Annotated in this window: 23 protein-coding genes; 8 read left to right on the plus strand and 15 right to left on the minus strand. The window is 48.4% G+C overall.

The window, feature by feature from the left end; genetic code table 11:
- Positions 1–33 precede the first annotated feature (33 nt).
- Positions 34–468: an O-methyltransferase gene (locus PGL01S_RS15955; protein WP_127495597.1), complete on the minus strand. Its 435-nt coding sequence runs from the start codon at positions 466–468 to the stop codon at positions 34–36.
- Between the two features lie 240 nt (positions 469–708).
- On the opposite strand from PGL01S_RS15955, the gene PGL01S_RS15960 reads away from it, so the two are divergent.
- Positions 709–1,974 carry a methyl-accepting chemotaxis protein gene (locus PGL01S_RS15960; protein WP_127495598.1) on the plus strand — a complete coding sequence of 422 codons (1,266 nt, stop codon included), beginning with the start codon at positions 709–711 and terminating at the stop codon, positions 1,972–1,974.
- 124 nt (positions 1,975–2,098) lie between these two features.
- Positions 2,099–2,902: a polysaccharide deacetylase family protein gene (locus PGL01S_RS15965; RefSeq protein ID WP_127495599.1), complete on the plus strand. Its 804-nt coding sequence runs from the start codon at positions 2,099–2,101 to the stop codon at positions 2,900–2,902.
- Positions 2,903–2,932: 30 nt separating this feature from the next.
- On the opposite strand, the gene PGL01S_RS15970 is transcribed toward PGL01S_RS15965, so the two are convergent.
- The 4 genes from PGL01S_RS15970 to PGL01S_RS15985 form a co-directional block, all read right to left on the minus strand.
- Complete coding sequence (locus PGL01S_RS15970) at positions 2,933–3,577, minus strand: 3D domain-containing protein (RefSeq protein ID WP_127495600.1); 645 nt, start codon at positions 3,575–3,577, stop codon at positions 2,933–2,935.
- A gap of 134 nt (positions 3,578–3,711) precedes the next feature.
- Positions 3,712–4,524 carry a CAP domain-containing protein gene (locus tag PGL01S_RS15975; RefSeq protein ID WP_127495601.1) on the minus strand — a complete coding sequence of 271 codons (813 nt, stop codon included), beginning with the start codon at positions 4,522–4,524 and terminating at the stop codon, positions 3,712–3,714.
- 397 nt (positions 4,525–4,921) lie between these two features.
- Positions 4,922–5,941, minus strand: coding sequence for a Gfo/Idh/MocA family protein (locus tag PGL01S_RS15980; RefSeq protein WP_127495602.1), 1,020 nt, complete (start codon positions 5,939–5,941; stop codon positions 4,922–4,924).
- A gap of 38 nt (positions 5,942–5,979) precedes the next feature.
- Positions 5,980–6,750, minus strand: a complete 771-nt coding sequence (locus PGL01S_RS15985; RefSeq protein WP_127495603.1) for a sugar phosphate isomerase/epimerase family protein — start codon at positions 6,748–6,750, stop codon at positions 5,980–5,982.
- A 419-nt stretch (positions 6,751–7,169) separates the two neighbouring features.
- Between PGL01S_RS15985 and PGL01S_RS15990 the strand changes: the two genes are divergently transcribed.
- Positions 7,170–7,397, plus strand: coding sequence for a hypothetical protein (locus PGL01S_RS15990; protein WP_015846443.1), 228 nt, complete (start codon positions 7,170–7,172; stop codon positions 7,395–7,397).
- Between the two features lie 121 nt (positions 7,398–7,518).
- Here the strand turns inward: PGL01S_RS15990 and PGL01S_RS15995 are convergent, their stop codons facing one another.
- The 4 genes from PGL01S_RS15995 to PGL01S_RS16010 form a co-directional block, all read right to left on the minus strand.
- Positions 7,519–8,205 (minus strand): hypothetical protein, encoded by a 687-nt coding sequence (locus PGL01S_RS15995; protein ID WP_127495604.1) that lies wholly within the window; start codon positions 8,203–8,205, stop codon positions 7,519–7,521.
- A gap of 136 nt (positions 8,206–8,341) precedes the next feature.
- Positions 8,342–9,583, minus strand: coding sequence for an MFS transporter (locus tag PGL01S_RS16000; RefSeq protein WP_127495605.1), 1,242 nt, complete (start codon positions 9,581–9,583; stop codon positions 8,342–8,344).
- A gap of 145 nt (positions 9,584–9,728) precedes the next feature.
- Positions 9,729–10,070, minus strand: coding sequence for a hypothetical protein (locus tag PGL01S_RS16005; RefSeq protein WP_127495606.1), 342 nt, complete (start codon positions 10,068–10,070; stop codon positions 9,729–9,731).
- A gap of 156 nt (positions 10,071–10,226) precedes the next feature.
- Positions 10,227–11,507, minus strand: coding sequence for a glucuronate isomerase (locus PGL01S_RS16010; protein WP_174806570.1), 1,281 nt, complete (start codon positions 11,505–11,507; stop codon positions 10,227–10,229).
- Between the two features lie 167 nt (positions 11,508–11,674).
- On the opposite strand from PGL01S_RS16010, the gene PGL01S_RS16015 reads away from it, so the two are divergent.
- The gene (locus tag PGL01S_RS16015) at positions 11,675–12,526 is read left to right on the plus strand and encodes an AraC family transcriptional regulator (RefSeq protein ID WP_127495607.1); all 852 of its coding nucleotides are present in this window, start codon (positions 11,675–11,677) and stop codon (positions 12,524–12,526) included.
- A 25-nt stretch (positions 12,527–12,551) separates the two neighbouring features.
- On the opposite strand, the gene PGL01S_RS16020 is transcribed toward PGL01S_RS16015, so the two are convergent.
- The 3 genes from PGL01S_RS16020 to PGL01S_RS16030 all read right to left on the minus strand — a co-directional run bounded on the left by PGL01S_RS16020 (position 12,552) and on the right by PGL01S_RS16030 (position 15,118).
- Positions 12,552–13,127, minus strand: coding sequence for a TetR/AcrR family transcriptional regulator (locus tag PGL01S_RS16020; protein ID WP_127495608.1), 576 nt, complete (start codon positions 13,125–13,127; stop codon positions 12,552–12,554).
- A gap of 26 nt (positions 13,128–13,153) precedes the next feature.
- Positions 13,154–13,882 carry an MBL fold metallo-hydrolase gene (locus PGL01S_RS16025; RefSeq protein WP_127495609.1) on the minus strand — a complete coding sequence of 243 codons (729 nt, stop codon included), beginning with the start codon at positions 13,880–13,882 and terminating at the stop codon, positions 13,154–13,156.
- 282 nt (positions 13,883–14,164) lie between these two features.
- Positions 14,165–15,118 (minus strand): NADP-dependent oxidoreductase, encoded by a 954-nt coding sequence (locus tag PGL01S_RS16030; RefSeq protein WP_218032372.1) that lies wholly within the window; start codon positions 15,116–15,118, stop codon positions 14,165–14,167.
- A gap of 178 nt (positions 15,119–15,296) precedes the next feature.
- On the opposite strand from PGL01S_RS16030, the gene PGL01S_RS16035 reads away from it, so the two are divergent.
- Entirely contained in the window at positions 15,297–15,896 is a 600-nt protein-coding gene (locus PGL01S_RS16035; protein ID WP_127495610.1) for a TetR/AcrR family transcriptional regulator, read from the plus strand.
- A gap of 200 nt (positions 15,897–16,096) precedes the next feature.
- Here the strand turns inward: PGL01S_RS16035 and PGL01S_RS16040 are convergent, their stop codons facing one another.
- From PGL01S_RS16040 to PGL01S_RS16050, 3 genes are all read right to left on the minus strand, one after another.
- The gene (locus PGL01S_RS16040; protein WP_127495611.1) at positions 16,097–16,546 is read right to left on the minus strand and encodes a hypothetical protein; all 450 of its coding nucleotides are present in this window, start codon (positions 16,544–16,546) and stop codon (positions 16,097–16,099) included.
- Between the two features lie 399 nt (positions 16,547–16,945).
- Entirely contained in the window at positions 16,946–17,941 is a 996-nt protein-coding gene (locus tag PGL01S_RS16045) for a collagen-like protein (protein ID WP_127495612.1), read from the minus strand.
- A gap of 547 nt (positions 17,942–18,488) precedes the next feature.
- A complete protein-coding gene (locus PGL01S_RS16050) occupies positions 18,489–19,775 on the minus strand; it encodes an IS110 family RNA-guided transposase (RefSeq protein WP_127495613.1) in 1,287 nt (428 codons plus the stop codon).
- Between the two features lie 822 nt (positions 19,776–20,597).
- Here PGL01S_RS16050 and PGL01S_RS16055 point away from each other — a divergent pair.
- The 3 genes from PGL01S_RS16055 (at position 20,598) to PGL01S_RS16065 (ending at position 23,484) form a co-directional block, all read left to right on the plus strand.
- Positions 20,598–21,299 carry a response regulator transcription factor gene (locus PGL01S_RS16055; protein WP_127495614.1) on the plus strand — a complete coding sequence of 234 codons (702 nt, stop codon included), beginning with the start codon at positions 20,598–20,600 and terminating at the stop codon, positions 21,297–21,299.
- 11 nt (positions 21,300–21,310) lie between these two features.
- A complete protein-coding gene (locus PGL01S_RS16060; protein WP_127495615.1) occupies positions 21,311–22,426 on the plus strand; it encodes a sensor histidine kinase in 1,116 nt (371 codons plus the stop codon).
- 122 nt (positions 22,427–22,548) lie between these two features.
- Positions 22,549–23,484, plus strand: a complete 936-nt coding sequence (locus tag PGL01S_RS16065; protein WP_127495616.1) for an ABC transporter ATP-binding protein — start codon at positions 22,549–22,551, stop codon at positions 23,482–23,484.
- Positions 23,485–23,498: the final 14 nt, after the last annotated feature.

Genomic DNA, 23,498 nt, shown 5'->3' on the forward strand with positions numbered 1-23,498 from the left:
TGCACGGCTGTTCGAATGGATAATGGCTATCGCCTAAAAATCAAAACCGGTATGATCGCTATTCTTTTCCCGCAGCATTTGATGCTTCGGCTGCTGGTAACGATAATTCCAGTTGGCTGTATTATAATTAGATTCGTAACAGATGCTAGCCGACCAGGTGCCCGCGTTCTGCCGGACAGCGAAATCGTACATAATTTCGCCATGCGTCCAATTCCTTCTCAATTTCAAAGCATCAATCGCGAGTTTGCGAAACGCCTGGACCTGGGTTGGTGTCATTCCACCTTCACCTTCTTGCTCCAGCTTGCCGTTCCTAGTCTCAATCGGATTATGCCGAAGGCCGAATTTGCCTACCGCATTGTTCCGGATGTGAATATGAACCGTCCCTCCAACCGCATTTGTAAGTTCCTCTTCTAATTGGCGAAAAACAAAATCAACTTGCCGTGCCAATGGCATAGCATCTATATTCATATAATTTCTCCTCCTTTCTACCCTTAAAATATTGAAAATAGTTGATTCCAACTAGTTCTCAGGTCTGATTATAGAATCTTTTCAATAAATTTACAATATAGTAAATTATAATTTTTTACAATTATCGCGCAATTACATCTATTCTTGACAATCAATTTCTCGATCTTATTCGACATTTATAGACCAATTTCACCGCTGATGCTATAATATGGTTATTCTATAAAAAGGAGCGCTTACATAATGAGCCAATGGTACTATTCCTTATCCGTTAGAAGTAAGCTGATGACCTCCATTTATTTAAATTTGGTCCTAGTTGCAATCGCGCTGAACCTGGTAATTTTATTCAGTGGGGGCTCCATCCTGGCCGGCCTTATCGTAACGGTGGTACTGGCGATTCTCGCTTACCCGACTGTCGGCTTTATCGAGAAGGCTTTAAACTCCTCCTTTGAAGAGATGTCAAACGCGGCGTTCCGGATCTCCAAAGGCGATTTCACGCAACGAATCGATACGGCTGCAAATGCGTCTCTTGGCGAAGTGGGCCATGCCTTCAACAGCATGGTGGACAAGCTGCGCGATATTTTGACCGAAACCTCCAATATTACAAGGCATGTATCCGAAACAAGCCGCAATATTTTTGATAAAAACAACCATATTCAGATCGCGATGGAGCAAGTCGCCGCCTCTTCGAACGAGCTGGCTACGGGCGCTAACGAAATTTCCGAGGATGTTGCGGACATGAGCGAATCCATTGCCGAGATCGAGAAGAAAGTCGCGAATTATGCCCATGCGACCAAAGAGATGAACGAACGCTCCGAATTCACCTTGAGTCTCGTTGACAAAGGACGAGGAGCGCTGGAAGCGCAATCCGAAGGGATGCGCCGCAACGTGGAAGCCACGGAGAAGGTATCCGAGACGATCACCGATCTGGCCCGCAAGGCGCAGGGCATTACGGCAATGACTACGGCCATTTCCGATATTGCCGAACAGACCAACCTGCTCTCGCTTAACGCCTCCATCGAGGCTGCCCGTGCCGGAGAACATGGCCGCGGCTTTGCGGTAGTCGCCCAGGAAGTCCGCAAGCTTTCCGAAGAAGCCACGGTTTCCACGAAGGAAGTATTCAGCCTTGTGAAAAGTATCGATCAAGGCATTAAACAAACGATCAATCACATGAAGGTTAATGAAGAGGTCGTTAAGCTTCAGACGGAGCGGATCCGCGAATCCGAGATGGTATTTGCCGAGATCGTTCAAAGCGTTCAATTCATTACGCAGCAGATTGCGGCATTCGCCAGCGAAAGCGATCAAATGCTGGAGAGCGCACGCAAGATTTCGGACGCCATCCAAAATATTTCCGCGATTACGGAGGAATCCGCAGCCGGCACCCAGCAGGTATCCGCGTCAATGAATGAGCAGATTTCTTCCGTGCAAGGTGTTGTGCAAGAGACGGAGCGAATGCTCAATATGGCTACCCAGCTTCAACGCACGATTCAAGTATTCAAGATGAAGTAAGACAATTATGACGAACAGCCGCATCCGGCTTACCGGATGCGGCTGTTTTTATTAAACGCATGTTCTCTCTTTTATCGGGGAAAAATAACTTGGCGACTACATAAGAAACGGAGGCTATAAACGAATGAAGGGAATGCCGACTTTGTCCGGCAGTTTCAGACGATGGCTTGCTTTAGCGCTTACCATCGTCTTGCTGTTTGCTTCCGCAGAGCAAACCTATGCCTCTGCACCCGCAAAGCAAAAAAAGAAAAAGACGGCGGATATGTCCTGGGTAAGGATGCATAAGCAGTTTCCCAATACGTTTATCCTGAGCGGTCCAAGAAACGCCAAGCAAATAGCCCTAACTTTTGATGACGCGCCTGACCCAAGGTTTACGCCTCAAATTCTGGATGTATTAGCCAGCTATGATGTTTGCGCAACCTTTTTTGTTGTTGGATCCCGCGCGGTCAAACATCCGGCCCTAGTCCGGCGTATCCATCGCGAGGGGCATGTCATAGGAAATCATTCTTACAATCATGCCGTCTTGTCACAGCTTAATTCCCGGGAATTCCATACCCAGATCTGGCGGACGGATGCGATCGTAAGCAACATTATCGGGTATCACCCCCGATTCGTACGTCCTCCTTACGGAGAGATGCGCCCGGATCAAGTGGCATGGTCGGGCAAAAGCGGATATACCGTCGTCAATTGGGATGTAGACTCCGTTGATTGGCGCAACAATCCCAATAGCAGCATCGTTCTGCATAATATCAAGAAGACTCTGCAGCCGGGCTCCATTGTCCTGCAGCATGCAGGAGGCGGATACGGACAGGATCTGTCCGGGACAATCGAAGCTTTGCCCGTTCTTATCACGCAGCTTAGAAAAAAGGGCTACAAATTTGTCACGCTTCCTGAACTGCTGAACAAATCCGCCGATAAAACGAAATAACCGGCAGCCTCTCGGCTGCCGGTTACCTTACTACTTCAGAACATATACTTTTACGTTTTGAATGCCGAAATTGCTTACCTCTGCAGGCGTGCCCGGCAAATAAATATCAATGCGGTTGCCTTTAATCGCGCCGCCAACATCGGATGCAGTCGCGATCATTCCGCCTGTTGGCAGGCCATCGGAATTATAACCCGTAACGTAAAGCTTTGTGCCAAGCGGAATAACCTTAGGGTCAACCGCAACCGTGCCTACCTTCAGCTTATTGCCGAAGTAGTCGAGGCCCGCCCAGCCGCCGTTCTCGGAAGCATCGCCGCTGTAAGCCGTTGCTTGAATGCTAAGCTGCTTGCTGAACGTATGGATCGTGCCCGCTTGGTCCGTAACGCTTTGCGCGGTAACCGTAGTTGCTTTTGCAGCTGCAGCCTTGGCAGTTGTCGTTTTTGCTGCAGTTGTTGTTGTCGGGATAACGATCTTAAGACCAGCGTAAATATTCAAAGGATTAATCTTTGCATTCGCTTTCATGAGTTTATCAACCGACACGCTGTATTTCTGCGAGAGCTTCCAGAATGTATCGCCCTCAACCGCCGTATGCGTTTTGCTGGCCGCATGAACCGATCCTGTGGCAAAAATAAGAGATAAGCCGAGTACCGCCGTTGTCATCATCGAAGCTTTCTTCATTTGTGTTGTCCCCCTGGTTTCTGCGTATTTAAGTACGGATGCCTTGCTTATGTGAAGAAAAGAAAAGCGTCAGGCGGAACCGCCTGACGCTTGGTTCTTCCGGTTTACATGACTTCAATAACCTTATTGAAGGTTTAGCCCGTGAATTCTTGTACCCACTCGCCATTCACGTAAGCTACGCCGATTTTCGTGTAGTTTGCGTTCAGAATGTTAGCGCGGTGACCGGCACTGTTCATCCAAGCAGTCATAACTTCAGTTGGCGATTTTTGACCCATAGCGATGTTCTCGCCAGCGTAGTTGTAAGTCACGCCGAACGATTTCATCATGTCAAACGGCGAACCGTAAGTTGGAGAGTTATGGTCAAAGTAGTTGTTTTGGTACATGTCTTGTGCTTTAGCCGTAGCCACTTTAGTCAAAAGAGCGTCAGATGTCAAAGGTTTCAGACCCGCATTAGCACGCTCTTTGTTAACAAGCGTTACAACTTGGGATGCGAACTCGCTTTGCGATACTGTACCGCTGCCAGTGTTGCCTGTACCTGTGCTTGGTGTTGTTGGCTTAGCTGGTGTTGTTGGTGTTGTTGGTGTTGTTGGTGTTGTTGGCTTTGTAGTGTTGCCAGTGTTACCGGAACCCGTGCTTGGTTTGGATGGTGTAGTTGGTTTCGACGGTGTTGTTGGCGTTGTTGGCGTCGTTGTGTTGCCAGTACCCGTGCTCGGCTGCGTTACTTCCGTAGGCAATTTAATTGTAATGCCGCCGAAAGTGATTTTGCTAAGGTCGATACCGTATTGCTGAGCGATTTGATTAATTGTATCCATCGAAACATTATTGCAATTTGTGGAGTACGTCTTCACAGCTGGTGCTGCACCTGCAGTTGGAGTCGTTACACCTATGCTGATCAAAGCCGCTGCTGCTAAGCTAGTGACACCCACTCGTAATGTTTGCATCTTCATGATTTCATCCTCCTAAAATTGTATGTGGTATAAATGTTGTTGGCTTGTAACTTGTTAACTTGTTAATCACTTGCCCTCCGACGCCACTTATCGTAACATGTGTTTCGAACTTGTTTCATGGCACAAAAACTGGTAAGTTACGCGTTTTCACTGTAAAAACAGGCGGTTGAGCGTCTTTATGAGAATGTGCTCATTTCTCGCCAAAACCGCAAATTCAGGCGGCTGTTGGCGATTCCCCGCAGCTGTCAGAATATTTCAACTCTAGGAGATCGAAACATTAGAATCCTTTAAGAAAGCGGTTTCAAAAAGACGGATAACAAACAAGAAACTCCTCAAGAAGCCGCCTTTTCGGGCAGTCTCTTGAGGAGTTTCTTCAATATATAGCGATATATAGCGATTAGTTTACTTTGATGAATTGGCCTGTTGCTTGGGATTCAAATGCGCTCAGGATAACTTTAAGCGATTTGCGGCCTTCTTCGCCCGGAATTGCCGGTACCGTGTCGTTAACGATCGAATCGATGAATGCATCCACCACGCCGCTGGACAGCTGTTTCGTGTTTGTGGAGATTTCGCCGACTTTATGCTTTTCAACGGATCCGTCGCGAAGCTCAACGATAACTTGATCTTCAGGATGCGTGCCGATCTTCATAACGCCTTTTTCGCACCACAGAACCGTGCTGTTGTCTTCGCCTTTGTAGTACGTCCAGCTTGCAACCAGGGAACCGATTGCGCCGCTTTGCATGCGTACAACAACGTTAGCGTTATCGTCTACGTCGCCTGCTTTGTCGATTGTACCGATAAATGCTGCAACTTCGGATACTTCATCGTTCAACAGGTAACGGATCAGGTCGGATTTATGCACGCCAAGGTCACCCATTGCGCCCATGATAGCTTCAGGCTTGCGGAAGAACCAGCTTCCCGCGCCGTCGATGCTCCAGCCGTCCGGACCAGGGTGGCCAAACGATGTACGGAAAGTCAGAACGCGGCCCAGAACGCCGGATTCAAGAATTTGTTTTGCTTTTACGTGCGGAGGCATCAGACGTTGGTTATGTCCCACCATCAGCTTCACGCCGTTTTTCGCAGCAGCTTCGATCATTGCGGCCGCTTCTTCGTCCGTTACTGCCATCGGCTTCTCAACCAGGACATGCGCCCCAGCGTTAGCTGCCGCAATCGACATGGAAGCATGCAGGTAGTTAGGCGTACATACGCTTACCGCATCCGGCTTAACTTCAGCCAGCATGGTTTCGTAATCGGCATAAGCTTTGCCGCCATGTTTTGCGGCATACTCTTCCGCGCGCTCGATTACCGGATCAACGAATGCAACCAATTCTACATTTTCGTTGCCAGCATACTCAGGAATATGACGATGTTTGGAGATGGAACCGCAACCGATTACTGCTACTCTTACTTTGCTCATTATTTTCCCCTGCCTCTTCTATAGTCAAAAGTCGAATATTATTGGTTCAAATAGTTCGTTTTCAGCCAGTTGATGCTTTCTTCAACGGATTGAAGCGGCGGATTCGCGCAGCGGTCCTGCTCAACGATCAGCCATTTTACGTCTGCTTGCTCCGATTGCTTGATAAGCGGAAGCAGATCCAGATCGCCGCGGCCAAGTTCAACTGTGTCGATTTCAGCTTTTTCCGTATTTTTAACGAAGTCCTTCAAGTGAACAAGCGGCAGTCTGCCGGCATATTTCGAGATATATTCAAGCACATCGCGGCCTGCATATTGCACCCAGCCAAGATCCATCTCGACTTGCAGCAGGTCAGCGCCTACTGTTTCGTACAGCTTGTCGAATACGACTTGTCCATCGATCTCAACTTCGAATTCGAATTCATGGTTATGGTAGCAGAAAACAATGCCTGCTTCTTGGAATCGCTTACCGTATTCCGCGAAGTTTACAAGATGCTTCTTCCAGGCATCCGCATCGCGGACTTCAGCAGGAAGCCATGGGCAGATCGCATATTTCGCACCGATTGTAGTCAAATAAGCAATTTCCTCATCGATCTTTGTTTCAAGGTTCACGAGAGGTACGTGATTGCCGATTGCAACCAGATTAAGCTCATCTAGCAGCGCTTTCATTTGTTCGGCAGGAATATCTCCGTAACCGGCAAATTCGACGCCTTCATAACCCATTGCCGCAACTTTGCGCAATGTACCTTCAAAATCTTGAGCTGTTTCTTCACGAAGCGTATACATTTGTAAACCGATACCCGGACGTGTCATTTGACAAGCACTCCTTTATCATTCAATTCCTTGTAACCGTCTATTTTTCATAATCTTTACGATTCTCATTATACGGGTTGCGGTGAACAAAAAAACAGTTGTCTTATTACTCTTTTTTTATGCGATTTTGCCATTTCTTCCGTTTGAGCCGCTTATCTTGTCCTCATTTGCATCCTCGCGGCCGCAGATTCCTTGAATTGTAAAGAAATCATAACCATTTTTTAAGATTATCTTAATCTTTGTCGCTTAAAATAAGATCATTAGTTAACTTCTAGCGAATGCAAGCGACCCGTCTATAGTCCAGATTTATCGCCAAAGTAGTAAAAAAGTAAGCTAATTAAAATTCGGGCGAAACCTTCTGCAGGTTTTATCCGTATATGTTATATCAAAGTCTATTAATGGAATGGAGGCATTCCCCTATGAAAACAATGATTCTCTTTAATAACCGCACAATTCCCGTTTATTTAACCGATACGAATAAAAAAGCAATCGAAAAGTTGTCTGATGTCCTGAACCGCAAGGTTACAACGGGTAAAAATGCCTTGAAAAACTGTATCCGATCGCTGATCAGCGTCGAAATCGTCGGCAGTGAAGCTACGCTCCACTCGTTGTACGAGAAAGATACTTTAACGATCTCATTGTATTAAACCGACTACGGAAACATTACAATAGCATGTCCCAAAGCCGGCTGTTATCATACGATGCAGCGGGCTTTGTTGTTTTTCATACGCAGCAAAAAGAAGCCCTGCCGGGCTTCTTTTTTTGTTTTTACTTCGTTGTTGTCTGCTGATCGGCCTGCTGCCCGTTCTGGGCTCCGCCGCCATTCCGGAATTGACCGCCGCGTCCGCCTCCGCCGAATCCTCCGCCGCCAAAACCGCCTAGGCGAATGGACTCCGCTTCCTGCGTATCGTCCTTCAATTGTACCGTAATAATATCATCGGCCTTCAGATCAGCCAGCGTCTTGTCTGTTTCCGTCATTTTCCCGTCGGCGAAGGATGTCGACACGATCTTGGTTGCATCCGTTACCGTAATGTCCATTGTCTCGTCGGAGAACATATTCTCCATATTTCGCTGGCGTCCGCCGCCGGAGTTCTGGCCTTCGCCCGCTTGCGGCGCAGAGCCAGCATCGCCTTGAGGGGGATTGCCCGAAGGAGGATTGCCGTTTGGCGCATCTCCTTGCGCTGCATCGCCCTGAGGAGGCTGCCCGCCACCTTCCGGTCTATGGAATGAAGATTTATAAATCGTAATGGTCTGGCCATTAATCGATTTAATTTTGCCGATTGTGCCCATCATGGCTCTGCCTTGGAAATCGCCTTGCTGCCCTTGATTTTGCTGCTGCTGAGCTTGTCCGGTTGTTCCATTTGCGGCAGTGCTCGATTCATCCGACTTCGAGCCGCAGCCTGCCAAAGCAACCGAGATTGCGACAGCGCTTAGTGCAATTTTCCAGTTGTTCATCTCTCGTATTCCCCTTTTATGGCCTTTTGTCTGCATTGTAGCAGACCATTATGAACGAGAAATGAACAATCCGAACCCGAATGCCAAGCACACAAAAAAGGGACCTGTATTCAGGCCCCTTCCCTTATTATTCTCGTTACCGCAAGGGCCCGGAGGCTCCTTCCTGATGCAAAGCTTTTCGGTTGCCAGCCAGGAACAGCGCCGTTCCAATCCAGCCGAAAAGAGATGCAATGACAAGCAGCATCGTTAACGATACGCTGTCCGACAAGCCCGCTCCAAGCAGCGGTCCCAACGTGCCGCGCACGCCAAACAGCATAAGATGCACGCCGAACACGGCCGCTTCCCTTCCCGGGGCAAGTCTGGAAACAAAGGCAAGGATGCCGATATCCCAAATAGCCTCGCCTACGCCTTGAATCCCGTTCCCTACGATAACAGCCGTATAGGTTCCCCATACTCCGTATAACATGGGTACGATCGCGTACGCGCTAATCCCGCATAACAGGACATGTTTAATATCGATCCGGTCAATCAATCGCCCGGCGATCAAGTAAGTTAGCAAAAGACCTGCGTAATAAGACACACGGGCAAATCCGATCTGCACGTTGCTCAGCTCAAGCACCTGCACTTGAATAATCTGGTAGAGCGGATTGGACAGCATATTGCCGAAGCCGGAAAAGGTAGTCGCAGCCAAAAATACGGCCAGCTTGCGGTTCCCCGATACAAGCGTCCACTGGTCGCGAAACGAGAACTTCGCGCTTGCTCTGGAAGGCGCATGAAGGGCCTGCTTCGGAAGCCGAAGCGAGTTAAATAAGATAATGGATGCTACTCCAAATATGGAAGCCGTAATTAGCGGACCCGATGGTCCCGAGGCGTCAGCCCAGGAGCCAACGACGTATGCAAGGGGAATCATTAATGCTCCGCTTGCCACCCGCACATACCCCATCAGCCTGCCTCTCACATCGGCCGGATACATCCGCGCGACTAGAGAAGCGTAAGCCGGAGCCTGTATCCCCATCAGGATCTGAAAGACCAGAGCGGTTGCAACGTAAACGGATGGATAAGCAAACAAGGCCGGAAAAATAATGAGCAGTCTGCCAATGAGGTTCGGAACAATAACAAACGGTTTCGGATTGCCCGACCTTTCAATCCATGCCGCCCAGATCGGCGAGAACAGAAGACCTACTGCCGGCGCCGCGGACAAAAGCCCCACCTGCAGGTTGGTAGCCCCTTCGCGAATCGCGAACGGCATAAAAAATTGATTCAATACCACGTTAAAAATACTAAATAATAAAGTCGCGCTGAAATCGATTCGCGCATTAAACCAGACGCGCGGCATCATCTGCATGCCGAGCTTATAGACACTGCCCTTTGTTTCCATCCCGCTGCAATCCTTTCGCTCCGCTATCCGTTACTATTTTGCAAGTCATACCCATTAGAGCAGAGATTTCCCGAAAGCGCAATAAACATTTTTGCCGGAGCTTGTCATCCCCAAAAAAACGGTCCTTACCGGACCGGAAGAACCGTTACACCAGTATGAACAGCAAGCCGAAGCAAGCGGCGGATACGCCGGTATAACACCAGGCTGCCGCCCGGCTGCAATCACGGAGACGCCAAATCCGAATAAGATACCCGATGGTAAACAGGACGGAGACAATCATAATTCCCATCATAATGCCGTCCATAAATGGATCGTTCATCATGCCGTTCATCCCGCCGCCATGATGCTGCATATTGGACCATTCCATTGCGCTTATGCCGCCCGTAAGGAGCACCGGAAGAAGCAAATGTATGCCATGCACAATGATTGGAAATAACATGCCGCCTATCGAAAGAAGGGAGCTTCGCGGCAAACGTTTATCGGTCACGTAGAGTCGCCTCCATCCCTGTTGCGTTACAACAGTATATGGCGCATCCACGCATAGATTCGTTTTTTTTGGCGGACCGTGATGTTGTACTGGCAACAAAGTGAAACAATTGGAATTCGCAAAAAAGAAGCAGGCATCGCCTGCTTCTCCTCACGGCTATTCCGGTTGTTCCTTGCCGAGGAAGCGCCAGAAGTTCCGGTTGAACAAGTCGTCAAGATCCCGCTTGATCTCATCCTCCGTTACCTTCCAGCCGCTGTTGTACAAACGCTCGTACTTCGAGGCCAGCACTTGCCCGATAATGCGGCGCGAGTGCTCCCACTTGTAAATCAGCTGTTCAAATACCCGGCAGTCCGAGTGCTGCGGGATGACGGAAGTGCCCAGCAGTTCGAGACGGAACTTTGTCATCTCCTCTACCATCGATTCAATGTGAAGGAACCACCAGCAGCCAAATACCATTAGATTGCGGAACTTCCGCGCAAGCACGGTCAGCTCATGCTGATTGCTGCGGGCCAGCATCGTGATAAGAAATTTTTGCTTCGGATAATTGCGGCATAAAGCTTCAACCGCGGAAACATCCGAATCCATGCTCATGTCGCCCGCAAGACGAAGCTCCGGATTCACGCGGCGGCGAACGCCAATCATGAGGGCAAACGGAATGCCATGCTTCTGGCAGACAGGCACCATCGCTTCGTCAATCATGCGAGTGCGGTGATCTTCAGCCGGATAGACGAAATCGCCCGGCATCGATACCGCCAGATACAAAGCGTCCATGCGAACAATCCATTCGGACAGGAAACGGCGTACTTCTTCCTTTGTCTTCTCCGTCCACTCCTCGGAAGCATCGTAACCAAGGGAGCGGAGCTGAACGACCGCATTAGGCCAGTCATTCAGAAGGGTGTCTACCCGCAGGGCAGCGGAGAACCGGGAATCCGTATTGCCGCCGCGGTTCAGCCATACTTCACGCTCTTCCGGGTCGAACGGATCATTGGTCATGAGGACATGCTTCACGTTCGAGATCCGGAGAACCTCGTCCACCTGCTCAGCCGTCGTACGGCTGGCAAGCGCCTCGCGGTAATCGTTCAGATTACGCGAGGAAACATCAAGACCGAGACGGTGCAATATCGTAATAAAGCCGTTTGCCGCTTCGCTGATCGGCGAATGCTCGATAAAGAGCTTGTTCCAGATCCAATCCGCCTGCTCCCGTTTCGACATGGCCCAGAAGGCGTCATACGACTCCCGGTCATCCGCCCAGCGGAACGACTCCGAAATTAGATAATGATATATAAGCAGTTCATCGATTCCCCATAGCAGCAAATTGCCGAAATCGGCGGAAAATAAATGGGTATGCATATCCGTTACCGGCATCGTCATCGCAAGACGCCCAACGGTTTCTTTCATCGCACTGACGGATTCTATGGCCAGTTGTTCCTTGATCATAATCGATTATCCTCCTCAACTTGTCCTAATCACATCGTACCACCGCCGGGGGGCGTACCGCTTCTATCCGGTTATCGTTCATCGCAGGCCCATTTATATGTGGTTGGTGTAATTAAATGCCAAGCAGTATAATAAAACAACAGCTATTTCATCCGTGGAGGAATCTCATGAGCGTTCAAGAGCGATACCCGCTTCCCATTGAAGCGATGTACAATACATCCCAGATTCCAACCGACTTTCATTCCCATCTGGAATATGAAATTTATTATTTTCACAGCGGCAAATGCAAGCTTCTAATCGGCGACAGCATCTATGAGCTGGCTCCAGGCAACCTTATTCTGATGAACGGGATGACTCTTCATTATCCGTCCATCGATAACCGCTACGAATATTGCAGGACGGTCGTCCATTTTGACCCCGCGTTTGCTTCAGGCTTGTTTCAGCCGCCTTTTCTGATCCCCCTGCTGCTCCCCTTCGAGAGACAGACGAATCGCCTGATCTCCCTGAGAGCCGAGGAGCAAGCAAGGATTGAGCCGTTGCTGGAACGGTTATGCCTGCTACGCCAAAGCGATGATCCGCTGTCGCATGACCGGTTAATCCTCTGCTTCCAAGAGCTGCTGCTGCTTATTTATGAATTCGCCCATATGCCTAGTTACGGGCAAGCCTCTGCGCCCGGCAGCATTAAGCAACAGAACGTCCAGAAGCTGATCGCTTATATCGAGGAGCATTACCGGGAGGATCTTGAGCTGGACGATATCGCCGATTATATGCATCTTAATAAGCATTACCTGGTGAAGATCTTCAAGGAAACGACCGGCATCACCTTGTTCCATTACCTGTATCAGCGGCGAATCAATCAGGCTAAAATGTTGTTTACGATGAACCCGGATCGTTCCATCACGGAAACCGCCTTTGAGATTGGCTTCAAATACGTCTCGCATTTCAGCCAAACGTTCAAAAAATTTACCGGACAATCCCCCGATGATTATCGGAAGGGGATCGCCCGGCCTCTTGAGTAAACGGATATTCGGATTATAGGTTGATTCAAGTACGGAATTGCTCCCGAATGCCGGCCAAATAAACCTTAAGCACAACCTGAATACTCTCGTCCAGATTTACCGGCAGTCCAAAGCCTCCGCTTCTCTCCAGCGTTGCGAAGCCATGCATAAAGCTTCGGAAGCCTCTGACGAGATGGATCGTATCCTCCTGCTTCATCTTATAAGCATAGTCCATCACCGTAATAATGAGCTGAATCAATTCTTCGCTTACTTTGATCAGCTCCGCGTCTTCCGTCTGCTGGGCCGGAAGCGTTGCCTCGTACAACCCCGGATGCTCTCTCGCGAATCCGATATAAGCTAGCCCTATGGCAAAGACGGCATCATCGCCCGATCTTCCGGCCACGGCGCGGAGCAGCCGGTCATGCAGATTTTTGAGCCCGTATAAGGCAAGCTTCTCCTTAAGTCCGCTTAATCCGTCCACATGGTTATATAAAGAAGGAGAACGGATGCCAAGCTTCTGGGATAACGAGGCGAGGGTAACGGATTCGAGTCCGTTCTCGTCCGCCAGCTCGGCAGCCTTTTGTATGATGGTTGGCAGGTCCAATCCTATTCTTGGTGACATGGTCTATTCTCCCTTTCTAATGCTTACTAATGAACAATTACGGCATCAAGCTTGCGCGAAGCATCCTGAATGGCCAACTCCATCATCGCTTCCGGCTGAACAATCAAATCCCCATGACCAACGGCCAGCAAGGATGGCTTCAGCTTCAGCAGCTTCATTGCGCTGCGGAGCGATTCGATCTTATTCCAGGTCGCCATCGCGGGAAAAGGGAACTTCCACCGCACCTGCCCGCTTACCGCTATTCCACCGCGCACCTGAAAAGCATCTCCGGCAATCAGTGCATGGCTCCGCGAGTCGAGAAAGGACATCGAGCCCGGCGTATGGCCCGACGTCGTTATCGCCAGCAGGGAACCTACGCGGTCTCCATCCTGCAGTAGCACATCCGGGCGCGTTGCGATTTTGCCCGGCTTAGGCACGCCGCCCCGAATTGGCGTTTCCGGCTCATTCGCGTCAAGCGAGCGGTCACCGCTAAGCAGTCTGGAATCACGGGCGGAAATATATACCGTCACATCGGTCAATTGCTTCCTCAGCGCATCCAAAGCTCCAATGTGGTCGCTATGGGCATGGGTCAGAACAATACGCGTAATCGGTTTGCCGATCTGCTTTGCCGCTTTCAGAATAGCTTCGGTATTGCCCGGCATCGCGGCATCGATTAGCGTCAAGCTCTTCTCTTCCTCCACCAAATAACAATTCACCGGAAACATTTTTGGCATAAAAGTAAGCTGGTAAACTTGTTCATGACGTGTCATTCTCATTTTAATTAACCACCTTCGCCCATAAACTAATATCGTTAGTTTTATAATAACTAATATCATTAGTTTTTGCAAGAGGCAAATTGAAAAAAGGGCAGCACATATCGATCATAGTACAGCGACAAGAAACTCCCTTTTAAATTTTGAACAAATACTTGCTCATAAATACAACGTAAGCAGCCGGCATTATTAATCGGCTGCTCCACTGTCTCATTCAACTAACGTATCCCGTTTAGCTTAAAACATTGACCTTATTTTGAAATGTAGAAACCTTTGTCTTCACCACTACAGCACGCGGATGACGATTTTACCACGCGCTCGGCGGCTCTCACTTTTTTCATGTGCCTTGGCAGTTTCCTCTAAGGGAAACACAGAGTCGATCGTTATGTTCAATTGTCCGCCGTTAACTAGGCGGGTCAATTCGTCTAGATAAGCAGTAGCGATCGGCGGGAACTGCACCTCCTGGACTGTTACAGACGCCTTTGCCGCGTTATCGAACGAATAGCGCCCCCGCGTAATCGGTACGAGGCGACCTCCCGGCTTCAGGGTATTCAGAAGCCAGTCTACGTTTTCTCCTCCCGCTGTATCGAGGACAATGTCCACGCTACGTTCGATCTCTGCCGGTACACTGGCTGTATAGTCGACAAACGCATCTACGCCCAGATCGAGCAAGTATGACTCGTTACGGGCAGAAGCGGCTCCGATGACGCGCGCCCCCTTCCATCGGGCGAGTTGGACCGCAAGGTGGCCGACTCCCCCGGCGGCGCCGTTGATCAGTACCGTTTGTCCCGTCTCTAGTTTTCCTTGTACGAACAACGCATGCCAAGCGGTAAAGCCAGACTGAGGCAAAGCCGCAGCCTCGACGAAATCAATTGATTCAGGTTTGAGAGCCAAATGCCCGGCCGGTACAATGACATATTCCGCGCAACCCCCACTGTTGACGGTCATCCCGTAAACGGCATCGCCCGGACGAAAGCTTGTTACTCCAGCCCCCACACTGGCAACCACTCCCGAAACATCCCAGCCAGGAATATAAGGAAGTTTAAATCGATCGCCAGCTAAGCCCGAACGGATCTGCCAATCGCCTGGATTGACGCCGACTGCATGAACGCGGACGAGAACCTCGTTTTCACCTGCCTCTGGAACGTGCACTTCCTCGCAACGCAACACGTCTGCCCCTCCGTAAGTAAAATAACGGATCGCTCTCATTTTCTGAGGTATTTCCATCGCCATGATCATTTATCCCTCTTTCCTTTCATTGAATAAACGGGCCACGTTCATTACAATAGTAATAAAATCGAAGACTGGTAACAACGGACAATACAGCCCGCAAGTCGTTTACCTGACAAATCGACGATTTTGTTGGGGCTGTCGGCTCTTGAGCTCCGTTGACGTCAAGCGAGGAGCGTTATAAACGATGGAAACGGAGAGGAATGAAGCCGATAGACGACGGAGGCGGTCGCAGTTACTGCTGAAGCAATCGTTCGCGGAACTGATGCGGGAAAAGGGATTTACCGCGATGACAATCCAGGATATCACCGACCGCGCAGATGTACACAGGGGGACGTTCTACGCTCATTTTCCGGACAAATTCGCGCTGCTGGAGCAGTCCATTCGTGATAAATTTCGCCATATACTAGAGCGTGAACTTCCAACGGATGCAGGTTGGAATCCCGAGCATTTGCTCATGCTGGTCCGAATAGTACTGGATCACGTTCGCTCACTATACGGTCGGTGCAGCCCGATCGATACGGTAAACCCGCTATTCGAGAGCTCGGTACGTGACGAGCTCTCCGAATTGCTGCAACGCTGGCTACAAAAGCTTCGGGCGGACCAGGCTGAGTGGACAATCCATGTCGACACGATGGCTCTCATGACAAGTTGGTCGATATTCGGCGCCGCGGTACAATGGAGCAAATCTTGTGAAGATATAAGTGTGGACGAAATGACTCACCGCGTCGTAGCCGTGCTGACAGAAGGCGCAGGCCGATTTGCGAATAATGATAAGAAATTGTAATCGCTAGAAAACTGCATGAATGTAATCAGCAGCGTTTTGGAATACTGCGCTTTCAATGAAAAGCGACTGCCGATCAGATTACATGAGCATCCATCAATACTTTTACATAAAAAAAGTAGCCGTTAAGTTAGCGACTACTTTTTTATGTTGCATTAAGCTATTGTCTCCCGTTAACGTAATGTCAGAATCAAATAGTACACTTAATAAACATTGAGTCTGAAAGGTTTGGATTTAATTTCAAAATCAAATTCTTTACCATCTTTATTAATTCTGAATTTTGCTTTTGAAATTACTTCATAGCTTCCTTTCTTTAATAAAAGCTCATTATATTTTGGGGAAACATGTTCACCTTCATCATAGCTATATAAGCCTTTTGGCTTCAAAGTGGTTACATAGCCGATAGAATCTACAAATCGCTCCTTTACATCTTGATGGACAAGCTTACCCTTCGTATCATAAACCTCATAAGTGAACATATCTGCTCCGTGCTCTAACTTCCAAGAACTATTTGAATTATTGCTTAAAGAACTACTAACATCAAAAACCTTATCGTCTTTTAAATCCTTAGGTATATCTACTTTTATACAGAACATCTTGGCTTTTGGTACTGCCTTAGCGTCACTTTGACATCCAACAATTGTAATAAGCATAACTAACAAAACAAGTAGAGCGGAATGTTTCAGAATACAACCCTCCTTCTTGTGGCTATAACATTTTAAATATAGAGACGCATATGGAAATATTTTGTTGCGTATTCGTAACTGCCTTAGTTGAGAAACGCCAGCAGCCGGTCATTATTGACCGGCTACTGCGATGTTCTGATTGAGCTATCGTTCCCCGTTAGCTTAATCTCCAGTTAGCACGAAGAACAAACATACAAAAAAATGTTGGATAATATCTAATTTATGTACCTTCTATTCTAACTAAATATCTAACAGGGATGTTCTCTATGTCAAATAGAAAATATCCCTGTTTTACCATTCTTTCTAGTGCATACGGAGAATGCGCCCAATAATAGGAGTAAAGAATCCCGTATAGATTTTTACCCTCTATGCAATCTGCATAATAACAAGATGTGCAGAATCCGACCTGGTCCCTCCAGCTAATGGGGTAATTGTGAGTGCCGCAGCATTACCTGCAGGATTCCGAACTGTGATCACTGAATTAATGACCGTTGTTTGCACAAGCGCCATTCCTACGATTTGAGAAGTTCCAGTTGCACGCCCAACCACCGTATAAGCTAGGTCAGCGCCATTTAACGTTAAAAGCAATTGACCCGCTTCGTTTACGTTTACCTGAAACAAAACCTGATATGTGCCAATTGCCGCCAAGTTAAATGAGCTCGCATTTAAACGGGTAATTGCTGTCCCGCTAATTGGACCATCTTGCGGAAAACTAACGTCCGTATTAGGAGCCACAGTTGCTGCATTATCAGGAGGCATTAAGGCAAAGAAGTCCGCAAAGCCTAATACTCCACCTGTCGGCCCTACAGGTCCTGCTGGACCAGCTGGTCCAGTTGCTCCTGTTAGACCCGTCACTCCAGCTGCGCCAATAGCTCCTGCAAGCCCCGCCAATCCTTGGGGTCCAAGCGCGCCAATCGCTCCTGCAAGGCCTGCTGCTCCTTGGGGTCCAAGCGCTCCTGCAAGTCCTTCAGGTCCTAGTGAACCGATCGCTCCTACAAGGCCTGCTACTCCTTGGGGTCCAAGTGCTCCTGCGAGTCCTTGGGGTCCAAGTGAGCCAATCGCTCCTGCAAGGCCTGCTGCTCCTTGGGGTCCAAGTGCTCCTGCTAATCCTTCAGGTCCAAGTGCGCCGATTGCTCCCACAAGTCCTGTTAATCCTTGGGGTCCAAGTGCTCCCGCAAGTCCTTGAGGTCCAGCCGTTACAATTGCTTCAGCAAGTTCACTTAATAATTGCTGTCCGTTAAGCGGGGGACACTTTATACAAATATGCTTTTTATGCGGATGACGTTTCTTTTTCTTCCCTTTTGGATGGCATACAATAATGGGTTTCCTTTTGCACCGTTTTTTTGTATCGGGACAACTCAACCATGACACCTCCTATAAAGATTGTACAGTGTACGTGAGTTGTTTTTTTTCAGCATGGACTAATAGCTAACTATGGGCTAGACTAGAAACTATTTATAGAAAAATGGGTTAATGATAGGGAGGTTCATGTAACTATCCTGCCTCTATGGAGAATTGCTTTTCTCTTAAATACTCACGTTTTCTTAGATTTTGACCGAATTTAAGATTCAACAATCAACATTTCACTGGAACGAAGTTGTAGACAAAGAAATTTATGGGGCAATTAAAGTGCAAAAAGGCCTCCACTTAGACCACTCGCTTTAAAAAGTGGATGTTGTGGTAAAGTATGGTTGCACCTTTGGATCTCCACATGAGCTCATGGCGGCTACCCTCCCACATCTCGCAGAGTCTACGCTCCCACATTCCTTCATTCAACCTGTCCATGAGGTGGAGGTCAGATATGCTGCCCGGCAGGATCTTCGTCCGTAGGTTTAGTGCCGTTCCGACTCATCCGTGCTTCTTGTTATCTATCGTCTTGGCTTAGGTCATGCTAGTTGGAAAAGTTCGTTTAAGCTGCTTGCGTTAATTCTACACATCGAGGGATATCCTGCATCATTTTATCTTCACTGAACTCATGTCCCTTTTTCAATATGCCGAATAAGATGCGAATGAGTTTGTTGCATAACGCGATGAGTGACTGCATCTTCTTCAACGGGTTTTTAGCTCGTTTGGTGTAATACTCATGCAACGCTCGGAAGGCTGCATTCTTAGCGACTAACGGCATTATTACCCGAAAAAGCAAGGCTCGAAGACGCTTCCGGCCTCTCTTGGTTATCCGGGTCTGTCCGGTATGTGTGCCGGATGAATTGGTTTTCAAATTCAATCCAGCGAGCTTCGTGATCTGCTTAGGATGACGGTACTTGCGAATGTCCCCCACCTCTGCGAGAAAGCCTGCAATGGTGTCCCTACCAATTCCTTTCATAGCCAACACTTGCTGTACGTGAGGGATCTGCAACAGCAACTCATCTAACTTTGCTCCTAAATCTTCGAGTTTGTTTTGAAGCCATTCGTACTGAGTCAGCAGTAGCTTCAGCTCCATTTTAGCTAGCTCTGAGCCTTGTTGAATACCGACGGAACACATGGCTGCTTCCTTCAACTTCTTAATTCTACCCAGGCCTAGACCTCGCTTCGCAGCTTCTCTCAAGTGCTGCAGCAGCTCCTCATCGGAAATAGAAATCAGCTCATGCGGCAGTAAATTAAGACTTAACATTTGGACGGCGGACTTGCATTCCCAATCTTTGAAGACCGTTAGAAACTCAGGGAAATACCGATCTAGCCAATTATGGACACGCGCTTGCACAACGCATAGATCAGTCGTCAGATGATCGCGAATTTTCATAGCTTCCCGCAATTCGGCATATACTCCCTGGGGAAGGCTAGGTACGGCGTATCTTCCGTCTTTGACTAGCTGTGCAATAACTTTTGCATCCTTGATGTCATTCTTCGTTGGCGAGTTGTCGTCGAGTTCTTTGCTCTTCTTGACGTGCAGTGGATTCACCACACCGTACATAATCTCTTTATTTCGTAGGAATTGAGCAAGGTTCAACCAATAATGACCGGTTGGTTCCATGCCTACAATAACATCTTGGAAGCCTCGTTCCTTTGAGATTTTATGGAACCAGCTAACAAACAACTTAAATCCTTCGTGGTTGTTTTCAAACGTGATCGGCTTCCCGAACTCAACTCCGCGGTAGTCTTGTGCTCGAGCGACGTGTTTGAATTTAGCAATGTCTACACCGACAATTAAGGTAGTAGAAGTAATTTGATTAATGCGTTCATTTTGAGTAGAATTCATCTTGTAGTCTCCTTGATTTGTATTGGGATCCGTTCGCTGGCCAGCATCTGGGACCCATATACATCATATCAGGGAGTCTTTTTGTTCCTCAAATCTCGTATTTCTTCATAATAGGAATAGCTGCCCGTTACTTTAATGAAAACGGCAGCTGACCATCATGTCAGCTGCCGTTGCGTTGTCTTGAACTATCGTTCCCCGCGTAAACGTTTCCTCCACCATAAAGTAAACGATATCATAAGAGCAATTAACCCGGATATTATAGCAGGGAATCGAATGCTGTAACTAAACGGGTCAATAATTGCGAGATAAATGCTAACCAAACCTAAAGAGTTTAGAATCGTTTGCAAAGGTCCATCTCGCTTCCAAAAAACACTGAAGAAATAAATTTGAAATAAAACAAAAATTACATTCCCGAAAATGTTCCCCTACTCCTTCTAAGTAAAATCGACAATCGTGCCTTATAGTCAATATATCTTAGATTAGCATAACTCAACACTTGTAAACATCGGATAATCATTCCATTAAACTGCCCGTTAGCTTAATGAAGTACTGACTGTCGACACTTTATCTTCTCAGCACAAATTGCTCACACAACCCTTAATAGGGTGCTTTTCTTGTCGTTATTCCAGTATAAAGAGATTTTCACGTTTATAAAAAACGACAAGAAATGAAAAAGAACCTTGATTTATCAAGGTTCTAAATCGGGATTATTATGTCGTTGTACTAGCGATATCGATCATTGATTGTCGGATTGAGCTCGAATGGTATATTCTTGTATCAATGTGTATGCTCGCAAGCGAGTTCATAAGGAGGCCTTGTCCATTGAAAATAAAAGTGCTGATCGCGGACGATAATTCGTTTATCCGTGAAGGAATGAAGATTATCCTCACCACGTTCGACGAGTTCGAGGTTGTGGCCACCGTTGGAGACGGAGCGGAGGCAGTCGATTATTGCCGCTCGCACGAAGTGGATGTCGCCCTTCTCGACGTGCGAATGCCGAATATGAACGGCGTCGAGGCAACCCGTCTCCTGACGGAACAGACGAATGCCAAGCCGCTTATCCTTACAACATTCGATGACGATGAATACATTCTCGAAGCGGTTAGGTCGGGCGCCAGAGGGTACCTCCTCAAGAATAACGATCCTGAGAAAATCCGGGACGCCATAAAGAGTGTTTACAATGATCATCACGTTCTCCAGGACGCCGTTCTGAACAAGATCAAATCCAATCTGTTGACGGGCGCGCAAGCGAATCCTCCGGCAACCCGCGAAACAGATAACAATCATGCTGCCGGCTCCGGTTCGGATCGGATTAACCGCAGCTTGTTCACGGAACGGGAGCTCGACATCATGGCGCAGATCGCTAAAGGGTTGTCTAACAAGGAAATCTCAAAAAAGTTATTCATCTCCGAAGGCACGACAGCCAATTACATCACATCCATCCTGAACAAGACGGGTCTTGAACACAGGACGCAAATCGCGATCTATTATTTGACGGGCGAAGTCAAGCCCTCGGAAGATTAAGGAGACGCAGCATGGAATTTTGGATCATCGGCAACAAGGCCGTGTTGCTTGTCTACGTCATCTTCGTCTCGTATTCGGTCGTGCGTGGAGCATCTCCTTGGGAAATACTAGCCTACTTGTCCTACCTGTGCGTGAACATGGCCATTCCGATTCTGAGAAAGCAAAGACGGCTTCAATTGCTCGGATCGGCCCTTTCGGCCGTACTTGTCGTTGTGTTCGCCTTTCGTCTGAATACGGTTTTTATTCTGCTGCTGCCCGTCAATCTTTATGAGATTGTACTGATGTCGGGAGGAAGGAACCGATTCGCCCTGCTGCTTGGACTTGTGCCGCTGTTTCTCATCCCGGAAGATGAGAGCCTGATTTATCTTCTGGCAGCTTCCTTAAGCCTTCTTTTCTACTATAGCTTGCGGGTTCATACGGAGAAGCTCGAGAAGATCGGCGGGGAGAGAGAAACGCTTCGCCTCGATCTGCAGCATTTGAAGCAGTCCCTTAGTATAAATAAGGAGTATATTCGCCAATCCCAGTATACAAGTAAGCTGGAAGAGCGCAATCGGCTGTCGCAGCAGATACACGACGAAGTCGGCCATGCGATGGCGGGTGCCCTCATTCAGATGGAAGCTTCCAGGCGCCTGTTCGGTACGAATCCGGATAAGGCAGCCGAGCTTCTTGGGAACGCGATTACGATCTCCAAAGAAGGGCTGGAGCGGATCCGCCTTACGCTTAAAGACATGAAGCCCCGGTCGGAAGAGCTTGGCATCCACCGGCTTAGGCTGTTTGCGGACGAGTTGTCCGCCAATCACTCGGTGAACGCCACCGTCACGCATGAGGGAGATCTGGATTTGGTCACGCCACTTCAATGGAAGATTATCCATGAGAACGCGACGGAGGCGGTGACGAATTCGCTGAAGTACGGAGAGGCCACCGCCATCGAATTCGAAATTCGCGTGCTGAACCGCATGATCCAGTCCGTCATCGCCGACAACGGCAAGGGTACTGAGAAAATTGTCAAAGGATTGGGCATCGTTGGCATGGAGGAGAGAGCCGCGTCCGCGGGAGGGACCGTCATTGTTGACGGCACAAAGGGCTTCCGCGTGACCACTCTCCTGCCCTTCCAGAAAGGCGGATGAAAGAACTCACGCTTCAACCATGAGATTTCTCATATACAAAGGATGAACTTATGCACTGACATGAGGTCATCCTTTTTTATTAAAATAAAGCCATAAACATTACCGAAAACGGAGTGATACGGATGAACGTATTGGAAATCCGCAACTTGACCAAAACATTCGGCGACTTCATCGCCGTCGATAACATGAATCTCAGCGTTAACGAAGGTGAAATCTTCGGCTTCCTCGGAGCGAACGGCGCAGGCAAGAGCACGACGATCAACATGATCTCCTCTCTGCTGCGGATCACGAAGGGCGAGATCAAGCTTCTCGGCAAAGACATCGTAAAGGATAACAAATTCACCAAAATGAACATCGGCATCGTACCGCAGGATCTCGCGATCTACGAAGAGATGACCGCCTACGAGAATGTTAGCTTCTTCGCCGGATTGTACGGTCTCCGCGGCGCACTGCTTAAGGAACGCACGGAGGAGGCGCTGGAGTTCGTCGGTCTCGGCGATAAGCGCAAGGCTCTGCCGAAGAGCTTCTCCGGAGGCATGAAGCGGCGCCTCAACATCGCCTGCGCCATCGCTCACCACCCAAAGCTGATTATTATGGACGAACCAACGGTAGGTATCGATCCACAGTCGCGCAACTACATTCTAAACTCAGTCAAAAAGCTGAATCAGATGGGCTGCTCGGTCATCTATACGAGTCACTATATGGAAGAGGTTGAAGAGATCTGTACCCGGATCGCGATCGTCGATCACGGAAAGATTATCGCTGAAGGCACGAAGGAGCAGCTCAAGTCGATCATCACCGATACGAAGGAAACTTGGATCGGCGTGAAGAACGCCGAGCGCCTTGATCTGAACGCACTGAAGCAAATCTCCGGCGTCAATTCCGTTCGGTTGGAGGAACAGACGGTCAAGATCGTATCAAAAGGCGAAATCAATAATCTCAACGGGGTTATCCAACTGTTAATTCGAGATCAAGTCGAAATTAGTTCGGTCGAAGAGCAAGCCCCGAATCTGGAGACAGTGTTCCTGACCTTGACCGGCCGGAACCTGAGAGACTAAAGGAGGACGAAGAA

This window comes from Paenibacillus glycanilyticus NBRC 16618 (assembly GCF_004000805.1).
Taxonomy (GTDB): Bacteria; Bacillota; Bacilli; order Paenibacillales; family Paenibacillaceae; genus Pristimantibacillus; species Pristimantibacillus glycanilyticus.